Below are 20,311 nucleotides of genomic sequence, written 5' to 3' on the forward strand. Positions count from 1 at the left end.
CCGTAAAAACCCGCATTAAGTGAGAGAGCGTCGCAAGGGGGCGGGGGTCAGCCGATGGGGCGGTGCATCTCCACGATTTCTTCGTGCCGCGGGCTGTTGGGGTTCATCAGCGAATTCTTCTTGCCATAGAAGAAGTAGATCGCCAGGCCCACCACCAGCCAGATGCCGAACCGCAGCCAGGTCTCCCAGTGCAGCTGGAACATCAGGAAGGCTGAAGCAAGCACGCCGAAGGCCGGGACCAGGGGCATGAAGGGCAGGCGGAAAGCGCGGGGGGCGTCAGGCTTCTTGTAACGGAAGATAATGACGGCCAGGCAGACGACGACGAACGCGGCCAGGATGCCGATGTTGGTCAGGTCGGCAACTGCCTTGATCGGGAACACGCCCGCCAGGAGTGCGGAGGCGATGCCCGCGATCCAGGTCACGCGCTGCGGCGTGCCGTGACGGTCGGTCTTGGAGAACCAGCCAGGCAGCAGCCCGTCGCGGCTCATTGAGAACCATACGCGGGTAACACCGAGCAGGAACGTCAGCATCACCGTGAGGATGGACAGCACCGCGAATACCGAAATGATGGTGGCAATGATCGGCAGCCCCACGCCGGTGAAGGCTGACGCGAAGCCGGCCTTGGGGTCGATGTCCTTGTAGTTCTGCATGCCCGTAAGGACCAGGGTGGCTGCCACATAAAGCAGCATGGCGATGATGAGCGAGAGGATGATCGCCTTGGGCATGTGCTTCTTGCCGTCGGTGGCTTCCTCCGCGGCGGTACTCATGGCGTCGTAACCGAATACCGCGAAGAACACGGTGGCGGAACCGGCAAGAACCGGGCCGAAGCCGGACGGCATGAACGGGTTGTAGTTGTTGGTGTCGATGTAGAAGACTCCCAGCCCGATGATGAACAGGATCAGGATGACTTTGATGGCAACGGCCACCAGTTCGAACCGGCCGAACGCCTTGGTTCCGCGGGACAGGATCCAGGTCACGATCAGGCAGACCACGATGGCCGGAATGTTGACGATGCCACCCTTGCCTTCATCCGGGGTGGAAGTCATCCAGACCGGCATATGGATGCCGATTCCGGAGAGGAAGGCATCAAAGTAGCCCGAGATGCCAATGGCCACGACGGCCACGATCGCGATGTATTCCAGCAAGAGGTCCCAGCCGATGAACCAGCCGATCACCTCACCCAGCGCCACGTAGCCGTAGGTGTAGGCCGACCCGGCGCGCGGAATCATGCCCGCGAATTCTGCGTAGGACAGCGCTGCCGCCGCCGAAGCAAGGCCAGCGATCAGGAACGAAATCAGCACCGCGGGCCCCACCCCGGGTGCGGTTTCGCTGCCGGCGGCCACCAGCCCCGCGAGGGAGAAGATGCCGACGCCGATAATGCCGCCTACGCCGATCGCCGTAAGCTGCCAAAGCCCGAGTGACTTAAAGAGGCCACTATGTTTGTTCTCTTCTTCAATGTCGTCAATGGGCTTGCGCCGCATGATCGACTGGGTCATGTCTCTAGTGCTCATCCGGAACTCCTGCTTGGGGTGCTGCCCCGCCACGGCGCGCGAAATAATCGCTTGTGACGGGGGTAACTCGGTCCCAACAGTATGCAAGCGGGCTTGCATTAGATAAAGTGACTACTTCTAACCTATATTCATTAGTTTCGGTAAGGATTTCCTTATGCTTGACGTCCGCCGGCTCCGCCTGCTCCGGGAGTTGAGCATCCGGGGGACCCTCGCGGAGGTGGCAGACGCACTCCAGTACAGCCCGTCGTCGGTCTCCCAACAGCTTGCCCTGCTGGAGAAGGAAGTGGGGGTTGAACTGCTGCGCAAGACCGGGCGGCGGGTGCAGCTCACCCCGCAGGCGGAGGTCCTGGTGGCCCACACCGCGCAGCTGCTGGAGACCATGGAACAGGCCGAGGCGGACCTGGCGGCGTCCCTGACCGCGGTGACCGGAACCGTCAGGATCGCGGTCTTCCAGTCTGCGGCGCTGGCGCTCATGCCCGAGACCCTTACCCGTATGGCCGGCGCGTATCCCGAGGTTCGCATCGAGATGATCCAGCGCGAGCCGGAAACGGCGCTGCATGAAACGTGGGCGCGCGACTTCGACCTGGTCATCGCCGAGCAGTACCCCGGCCATGCCGCGCCGCGTTATCCGGAGCTGGACCGGGTGAAGCTCACCACCGATGCCATCCGGCTCGCCGTTCCCCCCGCGTCCGACGGCGGCGCCGCCATCTCCTCGATCGAGGACACCGCGCAGCTCGCCTGGGTCATGGAACCGCGGGGTGCGGCGTCCCGCCACTGGGCTGAGCAGGCCTGCCGGAGCGCGGGATTCGAGCCCGACGTGAGGTATGAGACCGCGGACCTCCAGGCCCAGATCCGGCTCATCGAGTCCGGCAATGCAGTGGCACTGATGCCGGATCTGGTGTGGACGGGGCGCGGCACCACCGCCCGGCTCCTTGACCTGCCGGGCAAGCCGCACCGCACCGTGTTCACCTCCGTCCGCCGTTCCAGCGCGCAGCGGCCTGCGATCCTCGCCGCGCGGGAGACCCTCGCTGCCACCGCAGCGGCCGTGGCACAGCACGACGGCGGGTGACCGGCCGCCGTCGGACGCGTTCTTCCAAAAGTGGCAGCGCCTGGCGTCACTGTTCCCTGCATCACTGCGCCGGCCGTTCCCCGGCGCTAGACTGAAGCCGTTATGAATCGAACAATGTTCAAGTCCAAAATCCACCGGGCCACCGTCACGCACGCCGACCTGCACTACGTAGGTTCGGTCACAGTTGACCTGGACCTGCTTGAGGCCGCCGACATCCTTCCCGGCGAGCTCGTGTCCATTGTGGACGTGACCAACGGTTCACGGCTTGAGACCTACACCATCGCCGGCGAGCGCGGTTCCGGCGTAATCGGCATCAACGGTGCAGCGGCGCACCTCATGCACGAGAACGACATTGTCATCCTGATTACCTACGCCGAAATGACCACCGAAGAGGCCAAGGCCTATGAACCGCGGGTGGTCCACGTGGACGAAAACAACGGGATAATCCAGCTCGGCAACGACCCCGCAGAGGGCCTCACCCCGGGGATGATGCGGCCCCCTTTCGCGCTTAACAACGCCACCGTCTAACCGGAGCGTGGGTTCCGGTATTCCAATTCCCCGTGCCCGGCGGGCCGGTTCCCTGCGGACTGTCCTTTGCTAGGGGTACTCGCCGGCTTTTTCGTGGTCTGGTGCATCATCCTGGTGGGCTGGTTCGTGGGCCGGCAGAAGATCCTGGGCGAGAATGCCCGGCAGGTCCTCAGCTCCCTCACCTTCTTTGTAGCCAGCCCAGCCCTGCTTTTCGAAACGCTCAGCAAGGCCCGCCTCGCAGAGGTTTTCGCGTCGCCACTGCTGGTTGCGGCGGTATCGGCCGTGGCCACCGCCGCGATCTTCTTCGCCATCGCCAAGTTCTGGCTCAAACGCTCGCTGCCCGAGTCCCTGATGTCCTCCATGGCGGCCTCACTGGTGAACTCCGCCAACCTGGGCATCCCGATTGCGGTGTACGTCCTGGGCGACGCGAGCTACGTGGCGCCGCTGCTCATTTTCCAGCTCGCCTTCTTCACGCCGCTGTTCCTGATGCTGCTGGATTCAAGCACGAGCTCCCACCGCACCACGCCCCTGAATTTCATCGTGATGATCCTGCGGAATCCGATGATCGTGGGTTCGGCCCTGGGCCTGACCGTGGCCGGGACCGGCTGGCAGGTCCCGCAGCTGGTGATGGAGCCCATCCACCTGATCGGCGGTGCGGCGATTCCGGCCATGCTGATCGCTTTTGGCATGAGCCTGAACGGTACCCGCCCGCTCCAGGCCTCGGAGTGCCGGCGACTCGACACACTGCTGGCCAGCGGTTTCAAGCTGGCCGTCCAGCCCGCGCTTGCCTATTTGTTTGCCCGGTTCGCGCTGGGGCTTGAGGGCCATGTCCTGTTTGCCGTGGTGGTGACCGCCGCCCTGCCCACCGCGCAGAATGTCTTTGTGGCTGCCAGCCGCTACAAGACCGGACTCATCGTGGCCAAGGACACCGTGCTGATTACCACTGTTGTGGCCGTGCCGGCAATGATCGGCGTGGCCCTGTTGCTGACCTGACCCGAGCCTGGAGGGCTGATGAGTACTGTTCTGGACACCGTGGTGATCGGCGGCGGCGCCATGGGCTCGGCCGCCGCGTGGGCGCTGTCCCGCCGCGGCCGGCATGTGACTTTGGTGGAGCAGTTCGGGCCGGGCCACAAGATCGGGGCCTCGCACGGCACCACCCGCAACCTGAACCCGGGTTACCACCGGCCCGAATACGTGGCCATGCTGGCCGAGGGGCTTGCCCTGTGGGATGAGCTTGAGCAGGAAAGCGGTGAGACGCTGCTGGCACGGACGGGGGTTGTGAACCACGGCCCGGACCCCCGGCTGCCGGACACCGCCGAGGCACTGTCCCAGGCGGGCATCCGGGCGAAACTCCTGACCCCGGCCGAGGCTGGGGAGCGCTGGCGCGGCATCCGTTTCGACCAGCAGGCACTGCATATGCCTGACGGCGGCCAGCTCAACCCCGAAGCAGCGCTTCCTGCGTTCCAGCGGCTTGCCGCAGCCCGCGGCGCCGAGATCCGGCACCACACCAAGGTGGTGGACCTCCAGGTAATGGACGACAGCGTCCGGCTGGTTTTGGAATCCGGCGGCGGCACCGAGGTAGTCACCGCGGCCCAGGTAGTTGTCACAGCGGGCGGCTGGACGGAAAAACTGCTGGGCGGCGCGGCCACCAGCAGCCCCGGGGCAGGGCTGCGGATCCCAAAGCTCAGGGTGACCCAGGAGCAGCCGGCCCACTTCCGCGTGGCGGACACAGGCGCGGTGTGGCCCGGCTTCAACCACTACCCGGGCGGCGGGGTGGACTACAGGAATTGGTACTCCCCCGTCTATGGGATGCAGACGCCCGGCGAAGGGATCAAGGCCGGCTGGCACGGCGTGGGCCCGCTGGTGGACCCGGACCGGCGCACCTTCCAGCCCGAACCACTGCAGCTCGCGGCCCTGCAGGATTATGCCCGGACGTGGCTGCCCGGCGTGGACGCCGATGCGTTCGAGCCCATCAGCTGTACCTACACCACCACCCCGGACGAGGACTTTATCCTGGACCGGATCGGCCCTGTGGTGATCGGCGCCGGGTTCTCCGGGCACGGATTCAAGTTCACTCCCGTGATCGGCCGGATCCTCGCCGACCTCGCCACTGGCACGCGGCCGGCCCCGGAAATCTTCCGCGCGTCGCGGTAGGCGCCGCAGCCCGCGCACCCACCAACTCAACTAGGTAGCGCCAAGTGTCGTTTCGGACCCCCAAAACGACACTTGGCGCTACCTAGTTGGGAGGCCCGGTCAACGGGAAGTGTCCTCCGCCTCGGTGAGGGCCGGCTCTTCCGCCGCGCCGCCGTCGTCATCCTTTCCAGAAACGTCCGTTCCGGAGGCGCCCGCCTTCACCGCGGGCATCGCCAGCACGGCTGCCACGGTGAGGATGCCGCCCACCAGCGCCGCAAGGAACACGGCACCGGACGCGGCCACCACGGGTGCCGCACCGTCCCCGGCTGTGTTGGCGTAGACCGCGTTGGCCACGGCGCCGAAGACGGCCACACCCAGCGCGCTCCCGATGGACCGCGCGAACATGTTGGTGCTGGTGACCACACCGCGCTCGTTCCAGGAGACGCTGGACTGCGCAGAGATCAGGGTGGGGGTGGCCACCAGCCCCAGGCCGAGCCCCACCACGAAGCAGCTGGCGGCCACCAATGCCACGTTGGGTGTGGCTGCCGTGAGGGCCAGGACCAGGAGTCCCGCCACGGTGATGGAGATGCCGATCATTGCGGTGGCCTTGAACCCGATCCGCAGGTAGAACCGGCCGGCCTGCGAGGCGCTGATGGGCCAGCCGAGGGTCAGTGCTGCGAGGGCAAGGCCGGCCACAAGGGGCGAGGTGTCCAGCGCCCCCTCCAGGAACGTTGGCACATAGGAGGTCAGCCCGATCATCACTGCCCCGACCCCGAAGGACACCAGCGCCGTGGTGCCAAGGAGCCGCCGCGAAACCACCCAGGACGGCAGGACCGGCTCGGCTGCACGCCGCTCCACCATCAAGAACACGGCCAGCAGCAACGCGCCCACAACAAAGATGCCGATGCTCACCGGGGAATTCCATGCCCACCCCTGGCCGCCCTGGAGGGCGCCCAGGATCAGCAGGCCAAGGGACACGGCCAACAGGGCCGCCCCGGCGTAGTCCACCCGGTGCCTGGCACGCTCAACATTTTCATGCAGGGTCCGGAGCAGCATCCACCCGGCCAGCAGGCACAGCGGAATGTTGACCAGGAAGATCCCGCGCCAGATCCCCAGCGAGGAGAACACCCCGCCAAGGCTCGGGCCCACCACGGAGGAAACAGCCCAGACGCTGGCCAGGTAGCCCTGGACCTTGGCCCGTTCCTCCAGTGAGTAAATGTCCCCGGCGATGGTGATGGATACCGGCAGCACGGCCCCGGCACCAAGCCCCTGCAGCGCCCGGAACGCGATCAGCGTGGGCATGCTCCAGGCGATGCCGCAGAGCACGGACCCGAGCAGGAACAGCCCGATGCCCGCCAGGATGATGGGCTTGCGGCCCAGCATGTCGGACAGTTTGCCGTAGATGGGCACCGAGACGGCCTGGGCCAGCAGGTACGCCGAAAACAGCCAAGGGAATGACTCGAACCCGCCCACATCCCGGACGATCGACGGGACGGCCGTGGCCACGATGGTGGAATCGATGGCCACCAGCCCGGTGGACAGCATCAGGGCGATGAGAATGGGGCCCCGCTCAGAACGGAAACCCACTCCTTGGGCTCGGGCGGTCTTCATGCGTCTCGTTTCGGTCTGTGGGCCCCTGCTACCTCCACTCTAGGTACCCACGACTGGCGGCAACTATCTACCTCCTTCCCTGGTGTTCGTCGAGGAGACGCGCGCAGCGGATGAAGCCCAGGTGCGAGTAGGCCTGGGGGTGGTTCCCTAAGTGGGTCTCCGTGCCGGGGTCGTACTCCTCCGGGAGCAGCCCGGTGGGACCGAAGAGGTTGACCAGCTGGTCGAACAGGTCCCAGGCCTCGTCGATGCGGCCCACGGCCACATAGGCTTCGATCAGCCAAGTGGTGCAGATGTGGAACCCGCCCTCCAGGCCCGGCAGGCCGTCGTCGTACCGGTACCGGAAGACGGTGGGACCCACCCGAAGTTCCCGCTCCACCGCGGTGACGGTGTCCAGGAAGCGCTGGTCCGTGACGTCCAGAAGGCCGGAGAGGCCGATGTGCAGGACGGCGGCATCGAGGTCCGGGCTGTCGTAGGCCACGGTGTAGGACTTCGCCGACTCGTCCCAGCCCTCGCGCAGCACCTCCTCACGGATGGTGCCTGCCATGCGTGCCCAGGCAGGATCCGGTTCCCTGCCGTGGCGGTCAGCCGTCCGGAGCGCCCGGTCCAGGGTCACCCAACACATCACTTTCGAGTAGACATGGTGGCGCGCTGCCCGACGGGCCTCCCAGATGCCGTGGTCCGGCTCGTGCCAGCGTGCCAAAACGGCTGAGGCCATCTGCACCATCAGCTCCCAATGGTCGTCGGCGAGCGCGCCCTCCCGCTCACTCAGGGCATGGATCAGTTCGGCAACCGGGCCAAAAACGTCCAGTTGGACCTGGTGGTCCGCGGCGTTGCCGATCCTGACCGGGCGGGAGCCGGCGTAGCCGGGAAGGCTGTCGACGACGGCCTCCGTGGAGAGCGGGGCGCCCGTCACCGAGTACAGGGGGTGCAGCCATTCGGGGCCGGGTGCGTGTTCGAGGATCCGGCCCAGCCACTCCAGGAACCCGGCGGCCTCCGCCGTGGATCCGAGATCCACCAGCGCATTGACCGTCATGGACCCGTCCCGCAGCCAGCAGTACCGGTAGTCCCAGTTCCTTGTCCCGCCGATTCCCTCAGGCAGCGAGGTGGTGGGGGCCGCGAGGACGGCACCCGTGGGCTCATGCACCAGGGCGCGGAGCACCAGGGCAGACCGCCGCACCAGGGAGGGTTTGACGGAGGGCAGGACAAGCCGCTGCACCCACTGGCGGGCGTGCAGGGCAACCCCGGCCCGCCGTTCCGTCTCCCCGCCGGGGTCCGCGGGCTGCGGTTCGGTATCGCCGCAGCGCAGGTTGAGCACGACGGGCCCGTCCTGCAGGTTCACCGCCGCGGTGGCCGTGGCATGGCGCCCGTCCGAAGTGATGCTGAAGGTGACGCCCGGCGCGAACAGGATGATGGGTTCCGAGGTTCCCACCACATGCAGTTCCCCGCCGCGGGCCTCCATGCTGAACGGGGCGTTGGCGTAGTCCGGCCGCGGCGCAAAGGTGATCCTCGCGGCCCCATGGCCGGTGAGCACCCGGACCAGGCTGGTAATGCCGTCCGGCGCAGGCTCCAGGTAATCGGTAACGGTGACATCCGCCCACCGGGTTTCCACAATCATGGTGCTGTCCACGTAACGCTGCCCCAGCACCTGGGAGGCTTTGACCGGCTCCACGGAGAAGTGCCCGGCCGCGTCACCGCCCAGGATGTGGGCGAACAGGGATCCGGAGTCCGGCAGCGGGTGGCTCATCCAGCAGACCTTCGCGTCCGGCGTCAGCAGCGCGGTGGAGGACCCGTTCCCGAGCATCGTGTGCCGTTCAAGGCCCACCGCGTCCTCGCCGAACAGCCAGGCCCGCCGCAGTTCGAAGAGGAGTGCCAGGACGCGGGCGAAGGCTTCCGGGTCGCGGACGCGGTGGGCGGCAGCGGTGGCCCCCGGTCCTACCTTGAGGCCGAGGTCCGGCCCGCGCAGGGTGGCGATGGCCAGTTCGTCGCTGTGGGCGTCCCCGGCGAACATCGCCGCGCTGGCTCCGAGCCGGGACCGGAGGGCCTCCAGCGCCTCGGCCTTGGATGGTTCCACCACGGACAGGTCCAGCACGGAGCCGTCCACAATGAAGAACAGCCCGTGGGCGCGGGCAATCTCCCGGGCTGTTTCCGTCACGGACTCCACCACCTCCGGCGGTGCCGGCCGGGTGTGGACGGAAACCGCTACCGGTTTGCGTTCAATCCAGATGCCCTTCTGGAACCCCACGGCCTCGTTGAGCGCTGCATTCACCTTCTGCAGGACGGATTCGGTGGCCAGGGTCTGCGCGTGCGCGAAACCCATGTCCGATTCAGCCCCGTGGGAGCCGATCAGGTGCACCTCCACCGGCAGCCGTGATACCGCCGCCAGATCACGGAGCGAGCGGCCCGAAATGATCGCCGCGTGGGTGTTGGGCAGGGCAGCCAAAGCCCGCAGGGCAATGGCCGCACTGCCCAAGGGGAGGATCTCGGTGGAGATGCCTTCGGCGTCGCACAGGGTCCCGCCGTAGTTGCAGGCCACCAGCAGGCCCGGAACGCGTGCCAGCACCTTGAGTTCGGCCAGGAGCGCAGGAGTGAGGCCGTTGTCCGCCGCATCCGACTGGATGAAGGCCCGGAGCATGTCCAGCGGGAGGGAGCGGGTGAGCAGTGCGGAGTCCGCCACGCTTTGGTTTAGCGGCGTTGGCATCCAGGTACCCCTTTGAAGCCGAACCAGGCCGGGACTTCAGCCGCTGGATCGCCAGCGGACTACCGGTTGGTGCCCCTCCCGGGAATCCCAGTAATTCCCGAGGGGGCAGTTCCCATGGTCAGCCCCGGCAGTTTCCCCCGAAAGTCCCTTTCATTGCGTATGTGTAAAAGTCCGACGATTCGGTAGGGAGATAAGTCCGGGACTGCCCGTGGCGGGGTCAGCCGATAGTCACCACCGTGAATCCGCCCGGTGCCACGGTGACACGTCCGGAGGCGTCGCCGGCCTGGTCCCGCGCTCCCTTGACCGGTCGGCCCGATGAGTCGTACTGGCGCTGGACCACGGTGGCGCCTTCAGGAACAGTCAGTTGCTCGACTGTGGTGGAACCCGCGGCGCTGACGTACAGGGTGGTGTTGCCGCCGGAGCCGGAGACCGCCACTGTGGAGATCAAAGGCTGGACCAGGAGTGCGTCCAGGGCCGCCTGGCCGTCAGAGGCAGCCGTCACTGACGTGGCACCGGCAGCCAGGGCGCGGCGGAGGGCGAAGGGAAAGAGGATGCCCGGCGCGTCAGTGATGCCCTGTGCCCCGGCGCCGCCGTTGGCCGTTGTGCCCAGCGGGCCCTTCGCCGACGTCCAGGTGGTGGTGCCCGAGGGCGTCACAGCCTGGTTGACGATGGGGAAGATATTGCTCGGCTGGTTCGCCGCGGACAACGGGACGGATAGGCTGCCGCCGGCACCGAGGTCCACGTAGGCGCCGCCGGAGATATTGGCCTCGCCGGTCCAGGACGACGGCGGACGGACCACAGTGCCGTTGCCCGTGATGGTCCCGGCCTCTGCTTCCACCACGCTGAGACCGTTGGTTCCCTCCGCAACACTGATGCCCAGCGCCTTGGTCCGCAGTTCCGGGTTGGCATCCAGCGCCAGCATGGTGAGCAGCGCGTGGATGGTTGATTCGGCGCCTGAGTTGGGGTTGATCCGGCCATCTGTTTCGATGCCGTCGATGGCCGTCCCGGTGGCGGGGTTGTAGGCGGGGGCGCCGTTGGGGTTGGCGCCGAAGAACCAGCCCGCGGCGATGGCGGCCACATCCAGCAGGCCGGGGGCGGATGCGGCTTCCGCTGTCGCCACGAGGCTTTGGACCCGGGAGTCCACTCCATAGGCAATTTGGGCCTCACCGGGGGTGGGACTCCAGGCGTTGTCCGGGCCCCCGGCCGCGAGCAGCTGCGGGGTGAACTGTGCCGTGTCCTTGACGGCCGCGGGCAGCAGGTCCGGCCGGTCCAGTGTGGCGGAGGCAGTGGCGACGGCGGCCGGAGCCATTCCGCCCCAAGCATGCCAGAGGCTCTGGGATTTGTTCCACGGCATGATCGCGCCGAACGGCCATTGCGTGGCCGATCCGGACGACATCGCGGCGACGCCCTCACTGAGTTGGGCCAGCGCCGTGGCGGCCGCGGCATCGGACGGAACCGCCCCGACATAGGCGGACAAGCCCAGCACGGCCTCAGCGGAAGCATCGGCGCCGCCGGCGATCAGCCAGGCCGGAACCTGCACGCCGTCCGCGGTGTCGAAGGCGCCGTACTTGCCGAGGGACTGGCGGTTCAAAGCGTCGAGGGAGAGGTGGAGCCGGTCCTGCAGGAAGGCGGCGAACTCCGGATCGGACCCGGCAAACTCTGCATACCCCTCCCCCAGGGCCCACACGGTCCGGGCCAGCCAGTAGGATTCCGCGGAGTCGGAGGGGTCGGGCAGTTCCACCGGGATGGCACTGGGGTTCAGGCTGCCGTCCGGCTGCTGCCAGAGGATCACGTTGCCGGCGTTCGGGCCGTCCACGGTCTGCAGGTAGGTGAGCGTGCGCAGGTTCTGGAAGGCATGTTCCTTGCTGGAGAGGTCCCCGGTCTGTTTCCAGTGCCGCAGGTAGACCACGGCAGCGCGGGAGATATCGTCCGCGTTGTAGGCTCCCTGGCTCCAGTCGCCGGTGGCGGGGTCAAGGTTGCCGCCACCCACCCTGCTGTAGCTGCCGTCGGCGTTCTTGTCGGCGTAGGTCCACGGCGCTTCGGCGGCGGGCTGCTCTGCCAGCCGGTAGGTGGTGTGGCCTGGCACCGCTGGCAGCGGGACACTGTCCAGCAGGAAATCTAGATGGTTTAGGTTGGTGAGGTTTTCGTCGCCCGCCAGGACAAGGGCCGCCGGGGTGCTGACCGTATTAATGGACGACGGCGGGACGGCAGGTGCCGCCGCAGCGGCACCTGCCTGCAGCGAAACAGCCAGCAGGGAAACGGCTGCCATGGTCGCAGCCGGACGGGTGGCTTTCCGGGAACACGTCACGGGGCTCAGACCCGGTCCAGTTTGGCCACGCCGATTTTGGAATCCGCCATGCCGTAGAAAACGAACAACTGCCCGCCGATTTCCTCGATGGCGGTAGGGAACACCACGTTGGGCACGATGCCCGAGATCTCGTCCTCGGTTTCCGGGGCCAGGAGCGGTTTGTCACTGCGGGCAATGACCTTGGAGGGATCGTCCGCGTCCAGGATCATGGCGGCGGCCGTGTAGTTCACGTTCTGCTGCTGGTCGAAGGCGGAAGCTGCCATCTTTCCCGCCACACCATGGTGGATCAGGAGCCAGCCTTCGTCCACGCGCAGGGGAGCCGGGCCGCCGCCGATCTTGAGTTCCTCAAAGGAGTACTCACTGAGCGCCACCAGCCGGTGCTTGCCCATGTGCACCAGGTTGCGCAGGTCCCGCTCCACCTCGGCCACGGGCACGTACGAAATCCAGATGCCGGGCCGGTTGTCCGTAACACCGGCGGGCAGGTGCTCGCCTTCGCCCGGACGGATCCAGCCCAGGTCCCACATAGGACGGTGGAGCATCGCGTAGGACGGTATGCCGTCGGGATCGTTGACGGGTTCCGGGAAGAACACGGCGTCCTTGTTGGGGAACAGGTTCAGGTCCATGGACAGGTCGGCCTGGTATTCGAAGAAGCACGGGCCCAGGCGCTCCCAGTTCCGGAGGTCCTCGGAGTGCGCAAAGGCCAGGCGCGGGCCCAGCGGACCGTAGGCCACGTAGGTCATCAGGTGCTTGCCGAGGGCCGGAACCCAGGTGGTGCGCGGGTCCTCGGTGCCGGCATTGTTCAGGCCGCGTTCCCAGCCCTCGTCCGGTGCCAGCACCACGCCTTCGCGCTGCACGCCGGTGGGGACGCCGTCGTCGTTGATGATGACCTTTGCCAGGCCCACGCGGGACACGTTGCCCTTCGCGACGAGCCTCGGAAGCAGGTACAGCTCCCCGTCCGGGCCACGGCCGCTGGCAGGGTTGAGGACACCTTCGGCTTCAAGGTCGTTGCCGGGCTCCGGTGTCATGATGACGCCGGCGCGGGTGAGGGTGAACGGGACAGTGGGCAGTGCTGAAGTCTGGGGGGAGGTCATGGATTAGCCCTTTACGCTGGAACCGATGTTGGTTGAGATGAACTGTCGTTGGAAGAAGATGAACAGGGCGATCGCGGGGGCCGCCAGGACGCAGGCCCCGGCAAGGATGGCGCCGAACGGGTTGCCGGCCTGTGCCGCAATGTTGGAAATGAAGTTGGCCAGGGAAACGGCCAAGGGCTGCATGGACTGCTCCTTGGTAACCAGGAACGGCCACAGGAACTCGTTCCACGGACCGATGAAGGTCAGCAGCACGGCGGTGACGATCGCCGGCCGGACCAGCGGGACGGCGATTTGCCACAGGATCCGCAGCTCGGAGGCGCCGTCGATCCGGGCCGCCTCGAACAGGGTGGAGGGCAGTTGCAGGAAGTACTGGCGGAACACAAACACGGCCGTGGAGTTGATGGCGAACGGCAGGATCATGCCCAGGAAGCTGTCCGCCAGGCCGTAGTCCCGGACGATCATCACGTACAGCGGGATCAGCAGCAACTGGAACGGAACCATCTGCACCAGCAGCATCATCCCGAAGACCGCGCCGCGGCCGCGGAACTGCATCTGCGCCAGGGCATATCCCACCAGCAGGCCGAAGACCACGGTACAGAGGATCACTCCGCCGGTGAAGATGCCGGAGTTGGCCAGGCCCTGGAACAGGTTGATGGCGTCATTGATGTTGGCGTAGTTCTCACCCGTGATATTGGCCGGGTTTGGGAAGGCGCCGGCAACGGAGGTGTCCGGGGACGTCTGCAGGGACCCGATCAGCATGTAGTAGAAGGGGAACAGGAAAACGAAGGCGCCCACGGCCAGCAGGATGAAGCTGCCCACGCCGAGGTTGTTGCGCTTGTCCACGCCTGAGCCGGCCCGAAGCGGAGGTGACGGGTCTCCCGCAGGGCGGCTCGCGCCGTCGTCGTTCGTTGCATTGTGCGCCTTGGTGACGGACATGTCAGTCCTCCTTTCCGCCGACGAGGCGTTTCTGGATGAGGGCGATCAGCAGCACGCCGATCACCAGCACCACGCCCAGTGCCGCGGCTACATCGGGGTTCCCCTGCAGGATCCCCTTCTGGTACATGATGAACACTGGTGAGGCCGAGGCGCCGTCCGGTCCGCCGCCGCCGGTGAGCAGGTAGGGCTCGGTGAATAGGTTGGCGCCGGTGATGGTGGCCAGAAGCGTGACCAGGACGCTCGCGGGCCGCACCCCCGGGACGGTGATGTTCCAGAACTGGACCCATTTGCTGCCGCCGTCCACTGCTGCGGATTCGTACAGTTCATCCGGGATGTTCTGCAGAGCCGCGAGGTACAGGAGGATGAAGAAGCCCAGCTGTTTCCACGTCACGTACAGTGCCACCGTGGGCATGGCCAGCCAGGAGTTCACCAGCCACGACGGCGACGGCGCCAGCGGTCCCAGCAGCCCGTTGATCAGTCCGTTCTGCTGGAAAAGGAACAGCCAGACGCCGACGACCGCCACGCTCGCCGTCACATACGGAACGTAGTAGCTCAGGCGGAAGAACGTCCTGAGCCGGGTGATCCTGTTCAGGGCGTTCGCCAGCAGCAGCGACAGGCCCACGGTGAGCGGGACGTTGATGACCAGGAAGACACCGATGTTGAGGAAGGAGCGCTGGACGGCGGGGTCGGACAGGATGGTGACGTAGTTGTCCAGCCCCACGAACGGCCGGTCCACCTTCACCCGCGGCGCGGTGAAGAAGAAGTCGTGGAACGAGATGTAGACGGCGTAGCCGAGGGGAAACGCCAGCACCCCCAGCACGTAGATGACATAGGGAGCGCTGAACAGCAGGCCCAGCGGCTGGGGCCCCAGGAAGCTTTTACGCTTCCTGGTCCCCGGCCGCCGGTCCGCCGCCCCACCAGCCGGTGTGCCCGTTGCGGGGCTGCCGGCAGAAGAACGCAGTGACATTGGGGATCACCGCTACTTCTGGGCTACCAGCTGGTTGATCTTGTCCGCTGCGCCCTTGAACGCGGTGTCGATGCTCTCGTTGCCGAAGATCACCGACTTGGCGTACGCGGTGCGGAAGGTCTGCCACACCTCCACTGAGTTGGGCACGTTGGGAACCTCCACGGTCCGGGCCGCCTGCTCAGCGAACTGGGTGTAGGCCGGGTTCTTGGCGAAGTATTCCGGGTAAGTGGCCGGGAGGTCCTGGCGCATGGGCATCTGGCCGGTTTCGGTCAGGAGCTTGCCGTCCTGTTCCTGGCTGGTGGCGAACTTCATAACCTCCCACGCGGTGCCCTGGTTCTCGCAGGCGGAGTACATGGCCACGTTCTTCGCATCCGAGAATGTGGACGTTTCAGCCTTGGCTTCAGCGGCCGGGACCGGAACGGCTCCCCAGTTCACCTTGTCCTTGTAGGCCGCGATGGCCCACGGCCCGGCGAGCGCCATGGCTGCCTTTCCCTCGAGGAACGAGTCACCCTGGTAGACCTCCTTGGAGGCAAGGTTTTCCTTGTAGAGCGTCTGGAACATGGCAGCCACCTGCTTGCCCTCTTCACTGTCAAAGGTGGCCTTGCCGTCCTTCACCAGTGGTGTGCCATCGGAGTTGGCAGCGTAGAAGGAGTAGAAATCGAACCAGGCCTGGAAGAAGTCACTTGCAGGCGAGGGCCAGATGGCATTCGGTGCGGCCCCGGAGGACACCACGGTCCGGGCAGCGTCCAGCAGCTCCGCGTGCGTGCCGAGTTTCGGGTTCTCGGGATCCAGTCCGGCCTTGGCGAACAGGTCCTTGTTGTAGAACAACACCACGGGGTTGGACTTCCACGGCAGCTGGTACATCTTGCCGTCCGAGGACTTGTACTGGTCCGCCAGGTCTCCGCTGCGGTCCTTGATGTACTGGGCACCATCCGGGAAATCGTCCAGCGCCACCAGTCCGCCCTGCTTCTGGAACTGCGGAACGGCAACAGGTGCGGTGTTGAAAACCAGGCATGGGGCGTTGCCGGCCGTGATGGCCGCGCCAATGACTTCCTCCGAGCTCTTGCCCGCGGGAATCTCCTGGGCGTCAATCTTTTCGTCCGGGTGGGCGGCGTTCCAGGCTTCCACCATGGCTTTGCCCCACTTCACCTCGAACTCGTTGTTGGAGTACCAGATCTTGATGGGTCCCTTGGCGGAGGCCGCGGAGTCGCCGCCCCCGCTCTCCCCGCCTCCCCCGCAGGCTGCCAGTCCGGCACCCATGATGGTGAGGGCGGCCACTGACATAACACGTGTGGCTTTTGTAAAGCGCTTCATTGCGACTCCTTGGTCCTGGTGGGACGTCTTGCGGTTGGTGGTTGGGGCGTGCCCTCTTATGGGGCGGCCGGGCGGGAACTGCTGGCGGCCGGGGCCGGAGCAGGGCCGGTGGAGGCACGGACCAGCAGCGCGGGGGCCTGGAGGTCTGTATCTTCACCGGTATGGGTGCCGTTGAGCTGGCTCAGGAGTGCCTGCGCCGCCGTGCGGCCCCACAGCATGGGGTCGGTGGAAATGGTGGTGAGCGGAGGGTTCAGGTACTGGCTGAACTCGGCGTTGTCGTAGCCGGTCACTGACAGGTCCTCGGGGACTTTCAGTCCCTGGGACTGTGCATAGGACTGGCCCGAGGTGGCCATAAGATCGTTGGCGTAGACGATGGCGGTGGCGCGGTCCGGCCGGTTCAGCAGTTCCGCCGTTGCGGCGATCCCGCCGGGGGCCGTGAAGTCGGCCTCGGCGAAAAGGTCGGTGGCAAGGCCAGCCTTTTCCATGGCAGCTTGCCAGGCCCGCCGGCGGCTGCGGCCGTGGATGTATTCCTGGGCGCCCCCCACGTGGCCGATCCGGGTGTGTCCGAACGCAATGAGGTGCTCCACCGCGGCGGTGATGCCGCCCCGGTCATCCATGGAGACCGCGGGGAACGGCGAGTCCGAGTCGGGGCGGTTGAGCGTAACCGCAGGAAGCTTGAGTTCGCGCAGCAGCCCGATCCGTGAATCGTTGTGCCGGACGTCGGTGAGGATGACGCCGTCCACCCGGCCGTCCGCGAGTTTCCGGTAAGCCCGCTCCTCGGCTCCGGGCGCGGTGGCAACGCTGAGCACCAGGGTGTAGTCGTGCTCGGCGAGGGTGGTTTCAATGCCGGCGATGAAGGCCGGGAAAAAGGGGTCAGTCCCGAGGAGCCGGGGATCCCTGGCCACCACGAGGCCCAACGCGAAGGCCTTTGCGGTGGAGAGGCCCTTGGCCCTCAGGCTCGGTTTCCAACCCAACTCTTTCGCGACCTCGAGGATGCGGTCCCGCGTTGCCTGGCTGACTCCGGGCTGTCCGTTCAGGGCGTAGGACACGGCACCTTTGCTGACGCCGGCCGCGTGGGCGACGTCGCTGATGGTTACTGCCATGATCCCTGGGCCCTTTGCTCATGTTCCGTGATCGAAATCACTGAACCGGTTTAGTAAGATCTACTAAACCGGTTCAGTTAAGCGTTGTCAAGGGTAACCCGGGAAATGGGGAGGGGTCGGCGAAGCAGCCGGGCTGTCACGCAGGGGAGCCTCTTGCACCACGACGGCGGCGCCCTCCGCGCGAAACCGGGGAACCCGTCGTCGTGCTTTCCCAAAAGGGCGCCCGGCGTGACGCGACCAGAAGGCGCCCGGGCACCACGCTGTCGCCGGGGAAACCTACACCCGGACCAGCCCGGCAGCCTCGGCGAGGAGCTCCACCGACCGCAGCCGCGCCTCGGTGCCCGTGCTCTGGTGGGCAACAATCAGTTCGTCGGCGTCGGCGTGCCGGCCGAAGCCCTCAAGGTAATCAAGGACGACGTCCGGCGTGCCTACCGCGGAGTAGGTCATCATCTGGGAGACGTGCTGGCCCTGCGGGGAGTCGAGGATCATGTCCGCTTCGTCGTCAGTGAACTCGCGGCCCCCGCCGAAGAACAGGGACACGCGGGCGCGCTTCGTGGCCTGCATCATGGCCTGCGCCTCCGAGGCGGAATCCGCGGCGATCACGTTGACGCCGGCAATAACATGCGGTGCCTCCAGCTGCGCCGAGGGCCTGAACTCGCGGCGGTACAGGGCCACTGCGTCCTGCAGCGCGTTGGGCGCAAAGTGGGAGGCAAAGGCGTACGGCAACCCGAGCTGGGCAGCAAGGCGGGCGCCGAACAAGGAGGATCCGAGGATGTAGAGCGGGACGTTGGTGCCCTTGCCGGGGGTGGCCTCAACCCCCTGGATCCGGGTAGGGCCGGTGAGGTAGCCCTGCAGTTCCAGGACATCCTGGGGGAAGCTGTCCGCTGACATGGGGTCCCGCCGCAGCGCGCGCATGGTGTTCTGGTCGCTGCCGGGGGCGCGGCCCAGGCCGAGGTCGATGCGGCCAGGGTGAAGGGTCTCCAGGGTTCCGAACTGCTCCGCGATGGTCAGTGGCGAGTGGTTGGGCAGCATGACGCCGCCGGCACCGAGGCGGATGCTTTCCGTCTGCGCGGCCACGTGGGCGATGAGGACGCTGGTGGCCGACGACGCGATGGAGGACATGTTGTGGTGCTCCGCGTACCAGACGCGCCGGTAGCCGAGCTTCTCGGCGCTCTGCGCCATGGCCACGCTGCCCGCGAAGCTCTCCGCCGCCGTCTGGCCCTTGCCGATGGTTGCCAGGTCAAGGATGGAGAGGGGAAGAGTCACGGTAGGTGCCGGCCTTTCAGGAACGTTTCGGAGGGAGGCACCCGCAGGATCGTGGCGGGCACGCAAAGCATAACGACGGCGGCCCCCGGCTTATTTCTGTGACCTGCGGAATACTCAGCAAACTTATGATGTTGCCGCCCCTATGAGCCTAGAGACAACGAACCAGTTGGAACTGTCAGAAACGATCGACCTGAAGGACCTGGGAACCGTGCACCGGCTTGGCTTCGGTGCCATGCGCATCGTGGGTGACGGCGGCTGGGGTGAGCCCGCGGACCGCCGCGCCGCCGTGGAGGTGGTGCGCCGCGCCGTCGAACTCGGCGTGGACTTCATCGACACCGCAGATTCCTACGGTCCCAACATCAGCGAGGAAATCCTGGCCGAAGCGCTGCACCCGTACAAGGACGGGCTGAAGATCGCCACGAAAGTGGGCTTCACCCGCACAGGTCCTCACAAGTGGATCCCGGTGGGCCGCCCGGAGTACCTGCGCCAGCAGGCCGAACTGAGCCTGCGGAAACTCAAGGTGGACACCCTGGACCTGCTGCAGTTGCACCGGATCGACCCCAAGGTAGACGCCGAGGAGCAGTTCGGCGTTCTCCATGAACTCCAGGATGAGGGGAAAGTCCGGGCTTTGGGCCTCTCGCAGGTCAGCGTGGCGGAGCTTGAGGCTGCCGGGAAGCACTTCACCGTTTCCACTGTCCAGAACCGGTACAACCTGACGGACCGGAGCTCCGAGGACGTCCTGCGGTACTCGGAGGAGAACGGCATCGGCTTCATCCCGTGGGCTCCCATTTCCGCGGGCGAGCTGGCCCAGCCGGGCGGGCCACTGGATGAGGCGGCCAAGCGTTTGGGCGCCACCACTTCCCAGGTTGCACTGGCCTGGCTGCTGCGCCGCTCCCCCGTGATGATGCCCATTCCCGGCACCGGGTCGGTGAAGCACCTGGAAGAAAACATGGCCGCGGCCGGCATCAGCCTGGACCAGGACACCTACGCTGAACTTGAAGCAGCGGGCGAGTAGAAAACTACAGACAGGAGCAAAATCATGGCAAACATCCTGATGGTTGTATCCGCAGCCGATTCCCTCACTATGAAGGACGGCAGCAAGCACCGCACCGGCTACTGGGCAGAGGAACTGGTGGTGGCACACCAGACCCTGGTGGACGCCGGCCACACCGTCCACATCGCCACCCCCGGCGGCGCGAAGCCCACCGTGGACCAGGTCAGCCTGGCCGCTGAGTCGGCCGGCGGCGAGGACCGGGCGAAAGCTTTCCGGGACTACCTTGCGTCGATCGACGGCGAGCTCTCTCGCCCGCTGGTGCTGGCCGACGTCGACCCTTCCGGCTATGACGCCGTGGTGATGCCCGGCGGGCACGGCCCCATGGCCGACCTGTACCAGGACGCCGACCTCGGCCGGCTGCTCGTGGCGGCGGACAGGGACGGCAAGGTCATCGCGCCGTTCTGCCACGGCCCCGCCGGGCTGCTCAGTGCAACGCACGACGACGGCACGTTCGTCTTCGCGGGACGTCGCCTCACAGTGTTCACCAATGAGGAGGAGCTGGGCGGCGGCACGGGCGAGAACACGCCGTGGCTGGTGGAGGACGCGCTGAGGGACAAGGGTGCGGTGATCGAAAATGCTGCCGCCTGGACGTCCAATGTGGTCCGGGACGGCAACCTGATCACCGGCCAGAACCCTCAGTCCAGCGAGGACGTGGCCAAGGAAGTCATCAAGGCTCTGGGCTAGTTCTCAACCGCGACAGAGAAGGGGCCCGATCTGGTGAC

General features: G+C 66.4%; 16 protein-coding genes. 6 read left to right on the forward strand and 10 right to left on the reverse strand.

Features of this window, described 5'->3' with window-relative positions:
* Nucleotides 1-47: 47 nt before the first annotated feature.
* The gene (locus FHJ30_RS19010; RefSeq protein WP_139030823.1) at nucleotides 48-1,511 is read right to left on the reverse strand and encodes an amino acid permease; all 1,464 of its coding nucleotides are present in this window, start codon (nucleotides 1,509-1,511) and stop codon (nucleotides 48-50) included.
* A 154-nt stretch (nucleotides 1,512-1,665) separates the two neighbouring features.
* Here FHJ30_RS19010 and FHJ30_RS19015 point away from each other — a divergent pair, with 154 nt between their 5' ends.
* The 4 genes from FHJ30_RS19015 to FHJ30_RS19030 all read left to right on the forward strand — a co-directional run bounded on the left by FHJ30_RS19015 (nucleotide 1,666) and on the right by FHJ30_RS19030 (nucleotide 5,262).
* Nucleotides 1,666-2,580 carry a LysR substrate-binding domain-containing protein gene (locus FHJ30_RS19015; protein WP_139030824.1) on the forward strand — a complete coding sequence of 305 codons (915 nt, stop codon included), beginning with the start codon at nucleotides 1,666-1,668 and terminating at the stop codon, nucleotides 2,578-2,580.
* A 102-nt stretch (nucleotides 2,581-2,682) separates the two neighbouring features.
* Nucleotides 2,683-3,108 (forward strand): aspartate 1-decarboxylase, encoded by a 426-nt coding sequence (panD, locus tag FHJ30_RS19020; protein ID WP_171059136.1) that lies wholly within the window; start codon nucleotides 2,683-2,685, stop codon nucleotides 3,106-3,108.
* A 66-nt stretch (nucleotides 3,109-3,174) separates the two neighbouring features.
* Nucleotides 3,175-4,101 (forward strand): AEC family transporter, encoded by a 927-nt coding sequence (locus FHJ30_RS19025; RefSeq protein ID WP_139030825.1) that lies wholly within the window; start codon nucleotides 3,175-3,177, stop codon nucleotides 4,099-4,101.
* An 18-nt stretch (nucleotides 4,102-4,119) separates the two neighbouring features.
* Entirely contained in the window at nucleotides 4,120-5,262 is a 1,143-nt protein-coding gene (locus tag FHJ30_RS19030) for an FAD-dependent oxidoreductase (protein ID WP_139030826.1), read from the forward strand.
* A gap of 99 nt (nucleotides 5,263-5,361) precedes the next feature.
* On the opposite strand, the gene FHJ30_RS19035 is transcribed toward FHJ30_RS19030, so the two are convergent.
* The 9 genes from FHJ30_RS19035 to FHJ30_RS19075 all read right to left on the reverse strand — a co-directional run bounded on the left by FHJ30_RS19035 (nucleotide 5,362) and on the right by FHJ30_RS19075 (nucleotide 18,535).
* Nucleotides 5,362-6,852, reverse strand: coding sequence for an MFS transporter (locus tag FHJ30_RS19035; protein WP_139030827.1), 1,491 nt, complete (start codon nucleotides 6,850-6,852; stop codon nucleotides 5,362-5,364).
* 67 nt (nucleotides 6,853-6,919) lie between these two features.
* Nucleotides 6,920-9,550, reverse strand: coding sequence for a trehalase-like domain-containing protein (locus FHJ30_RS19040; protein ID WP_139030828.1), 2,631 nt, complete (start codon nucleotides 9,548-9,550; stop codon nucleotides 6,920-6,922).
* 217 nt (nucleotides 9,551-9,767) lie between these two features.
* Nucleotides 9,768-11,819, reverse strand: a complete 2,052-nt coding sequence (locus FHJ30_RS19045; protein ID WP_139030829.1) for a hypothetical protein — start codon at nucleotides 11,817-11,819, stop codon at nucleotides 9,768-9,770.
* Nucleotides 11,820-11,863: 44 nt separating this feature from the next.
* Complete coding sequence (locus tag FHJ30_RS19050; RefSeq protein ID WP_139030830.1) at nucleotides 11,864-12,949, reverse strand: glycosidase; 1,086 nt, start codon at nucleotides 12,947-12,949, stop codon at nucleotides 11,864-11,866.
* Nucleotides 12,950-12,952: 3 nt separating this feature from the next.
* Nucleotides 12,953-13,708, reverse strand: a complete 756-nt coding sequence (locus FHJ30_RS19055) for a carbohydrate ABC transporter permease (RefSeq protein ID WP_240793764.1) — start codon at nucleotides 13,706-13,708, stop codon at nucleotides 12,953-12,955.
* A 178-nt stretch (nucleotides 13,709-13,886) separates the two neighbouring features.
* The gene (locus tag FHJ30_RS19060) at nucleotides 13,887-14,852 is read right to left on the reverse strand and encodes a carbohydrate ABC transporter permease (protein WP_139030831.1); all 966 of its coding nucleotides are present in this window, start codon (nucleotides 14,850-14,852) and stop codon (nucleotides 13,887-13,889) included.
* Between the two features lie 12 nt (nucleotides 14,853-14,864).
* The gene (locus FHJ30_RS19065) at nucleotides 14,865-16,166 is read right to left on the reverse strand and encodes an extracellular solute-binding protein (RefSeq protein ID WP_139030832.1); all 1,302 of its coding nucleotides are present in this window, start codon (nucleotides 16,164-16,166) and stop codon (nucleotides 14,865-14,867) included.
* A gap of 56 nt (nucleotides 16,167-16,222) precedes the next feature.
* Entirely contained in the window at nucleotides 16,223-17,269 is a 1,047-nt protein-coding gene (locus FHJ30_RS19070) for a LacI family DNA-binding transcriptional regulator (RefSeq protein WP_139030833.1), read from the reverse strand.
* Nucleotides 17,270-17,545: 276 nt separating this feature from the next.
* Nucleotides 17,546-18,535, reverse strand: coding sequence for an LLM class flavin-dependent oxidoreductase (locus FHJ30_RS19075; protein ID WP_139030834.1), 990 nt, complete (start codon nucleotides 18,533-18,535; stop codon nucleotides 17,546-17,548).
* A gap of 142 nt (nucleotides 18,536-18,677) precedes the next feature.
* On the opposite strand from FHJ30_RS19075, the gene FHJ30_RS19080 reads away from it, so the two are divergent.
* The gene (locus FHJ30_RS19080; RefSeq protein WP_139030835.1) at nucleotides 18,678-19,550 is read left to right on the forward strand and encodes an aldo/keto reductase; all 873 of its coding nucleotides are present in this window, start codon (nucleotides 18,678-18,680) and stop codon (nucleotides 19,548-19,550) included.
* A 24-nt stretch (nucleotides 19,551-19,574) separates the two neighbouring features.
* Nucleotides 19,575-20,273 (forward strand): type 1 glutamine amidotransferase domain-containing protein, encoded by a 699-nt coding sequence (locus FHJ30_RS19085; RefSeq protein ID WP_139030836.1) that lies wholly within the window; start codon nucleotides 19,575-19,577, stop codon nucleotides 20,271-20,273.
* The last annotated feature ends 38 nt before the right edge of the window (nucleotides 20,274-20,311 follow it).

The organism is Arthrobacter sp. BB-1 (assembly GCF_006151685.1).
Lineage (GTDB): Bacteria > Actinomycetota > Actinomycetes > Actinomycetales > Micrococcaceae > Arthrobacter.

Coding starts and splice junctions, on each gene's coding strand:
- FHJ30_RS19010 (WP_139030823.1), bottom strand. CDS start 1,511: ATGAGCACTAGAGACATGACCCAGTCGATCATGCGGCGCAAGCCCATT.
- FHJ30_RS19015 (WP_139030824.1), top strand. CDS start 1,666: ATGCTTGACGTCCGCCGGCTCCGCCTGCTCCGGGAGTTGAGCATCCGG.
- panD (WP_171059136.1), top strand. CDS start 2,683: ATGAATCGAACAATGTTCAAGTCCAAAATCCACCGGGCCACCGTCACG.
- FHJ30_RS19030 (WP_139030826.1), top strand. CDS start 4,120: ATGAGTACTGTTCTGGACACCGTGGTGATCGGCGGCGGCGCCATGGGC.
- FHJ30_RS19035 (WP_139030827.1), bottom strand. CDS start 6,852: ATGAAGACCGCCCGAGCCCAAGGAGTGGGTTTCCGTTCTGAGCGGGGC.
- FHJ30_RS19040 (WP_139030828.1), bottom strand. CDS start 9,550: ATGCCAACGCCGCTAAACCAAAGCGTGGCGGACTCCGCACTGCTCACC.
- FHJ30_RS19045 (WP_139030829.1), bottom strand. CDS start 11,819: ATGGCAGCCGTTTCCCTGCTGGCTGTTTCGCTGCAGGCAGGTGCCGCT.
- FHJ30_RS19050 (WP_139030830.1), bottom strand. CDS start 12,949: ATGACCTCCCCCCAGACTTCAGCACTGCCCACTGTCCCGTTCACCCTC.
- FHJ30_RS19055 (WP_240793764.1), bottom strand. CDS start 13,708: ATGCTGATCGGGTCCCTGCAGACGTCCCCGGACACCTCCGTTGCCGGC.
- FHJ30_RS19060 (WP_139030831.1), bottom strand. CDS start 14,852: ATGTCACTGCGTTCTTCTGCCGGCAGCCCCGCAACGGGCACACCGGCT.
- FHJ30_RS19065 (WP_139030832.1), bottom strand. CDS start 16,166: ATGAAGCGCTTTACAAAAGCCACACGTGTTATGTCAGTGGCCGCCCTC.
- FHJ30_RS19070 (WP_139030833.1), bottom strand. CDS start 17,269: ATGGCAGTAACCATCAGCGACGTCGCCCACGCGGCCGGCGTCAGCAAA.
- FHJ30_RS19080 (WP_139030835.1), top strand. CDS start 18,678: ATGAGCCTAGAGACAACGAACCAGTTGGAACTGTCAGAAACGATCGAC.
- FHJ30_RS19085 (WP_139030836.1), top strand. CDS start 19,575: ATGGCAAACATCCTGATGGTTGTATCCGCAGCCGATTCCCTCACTATG.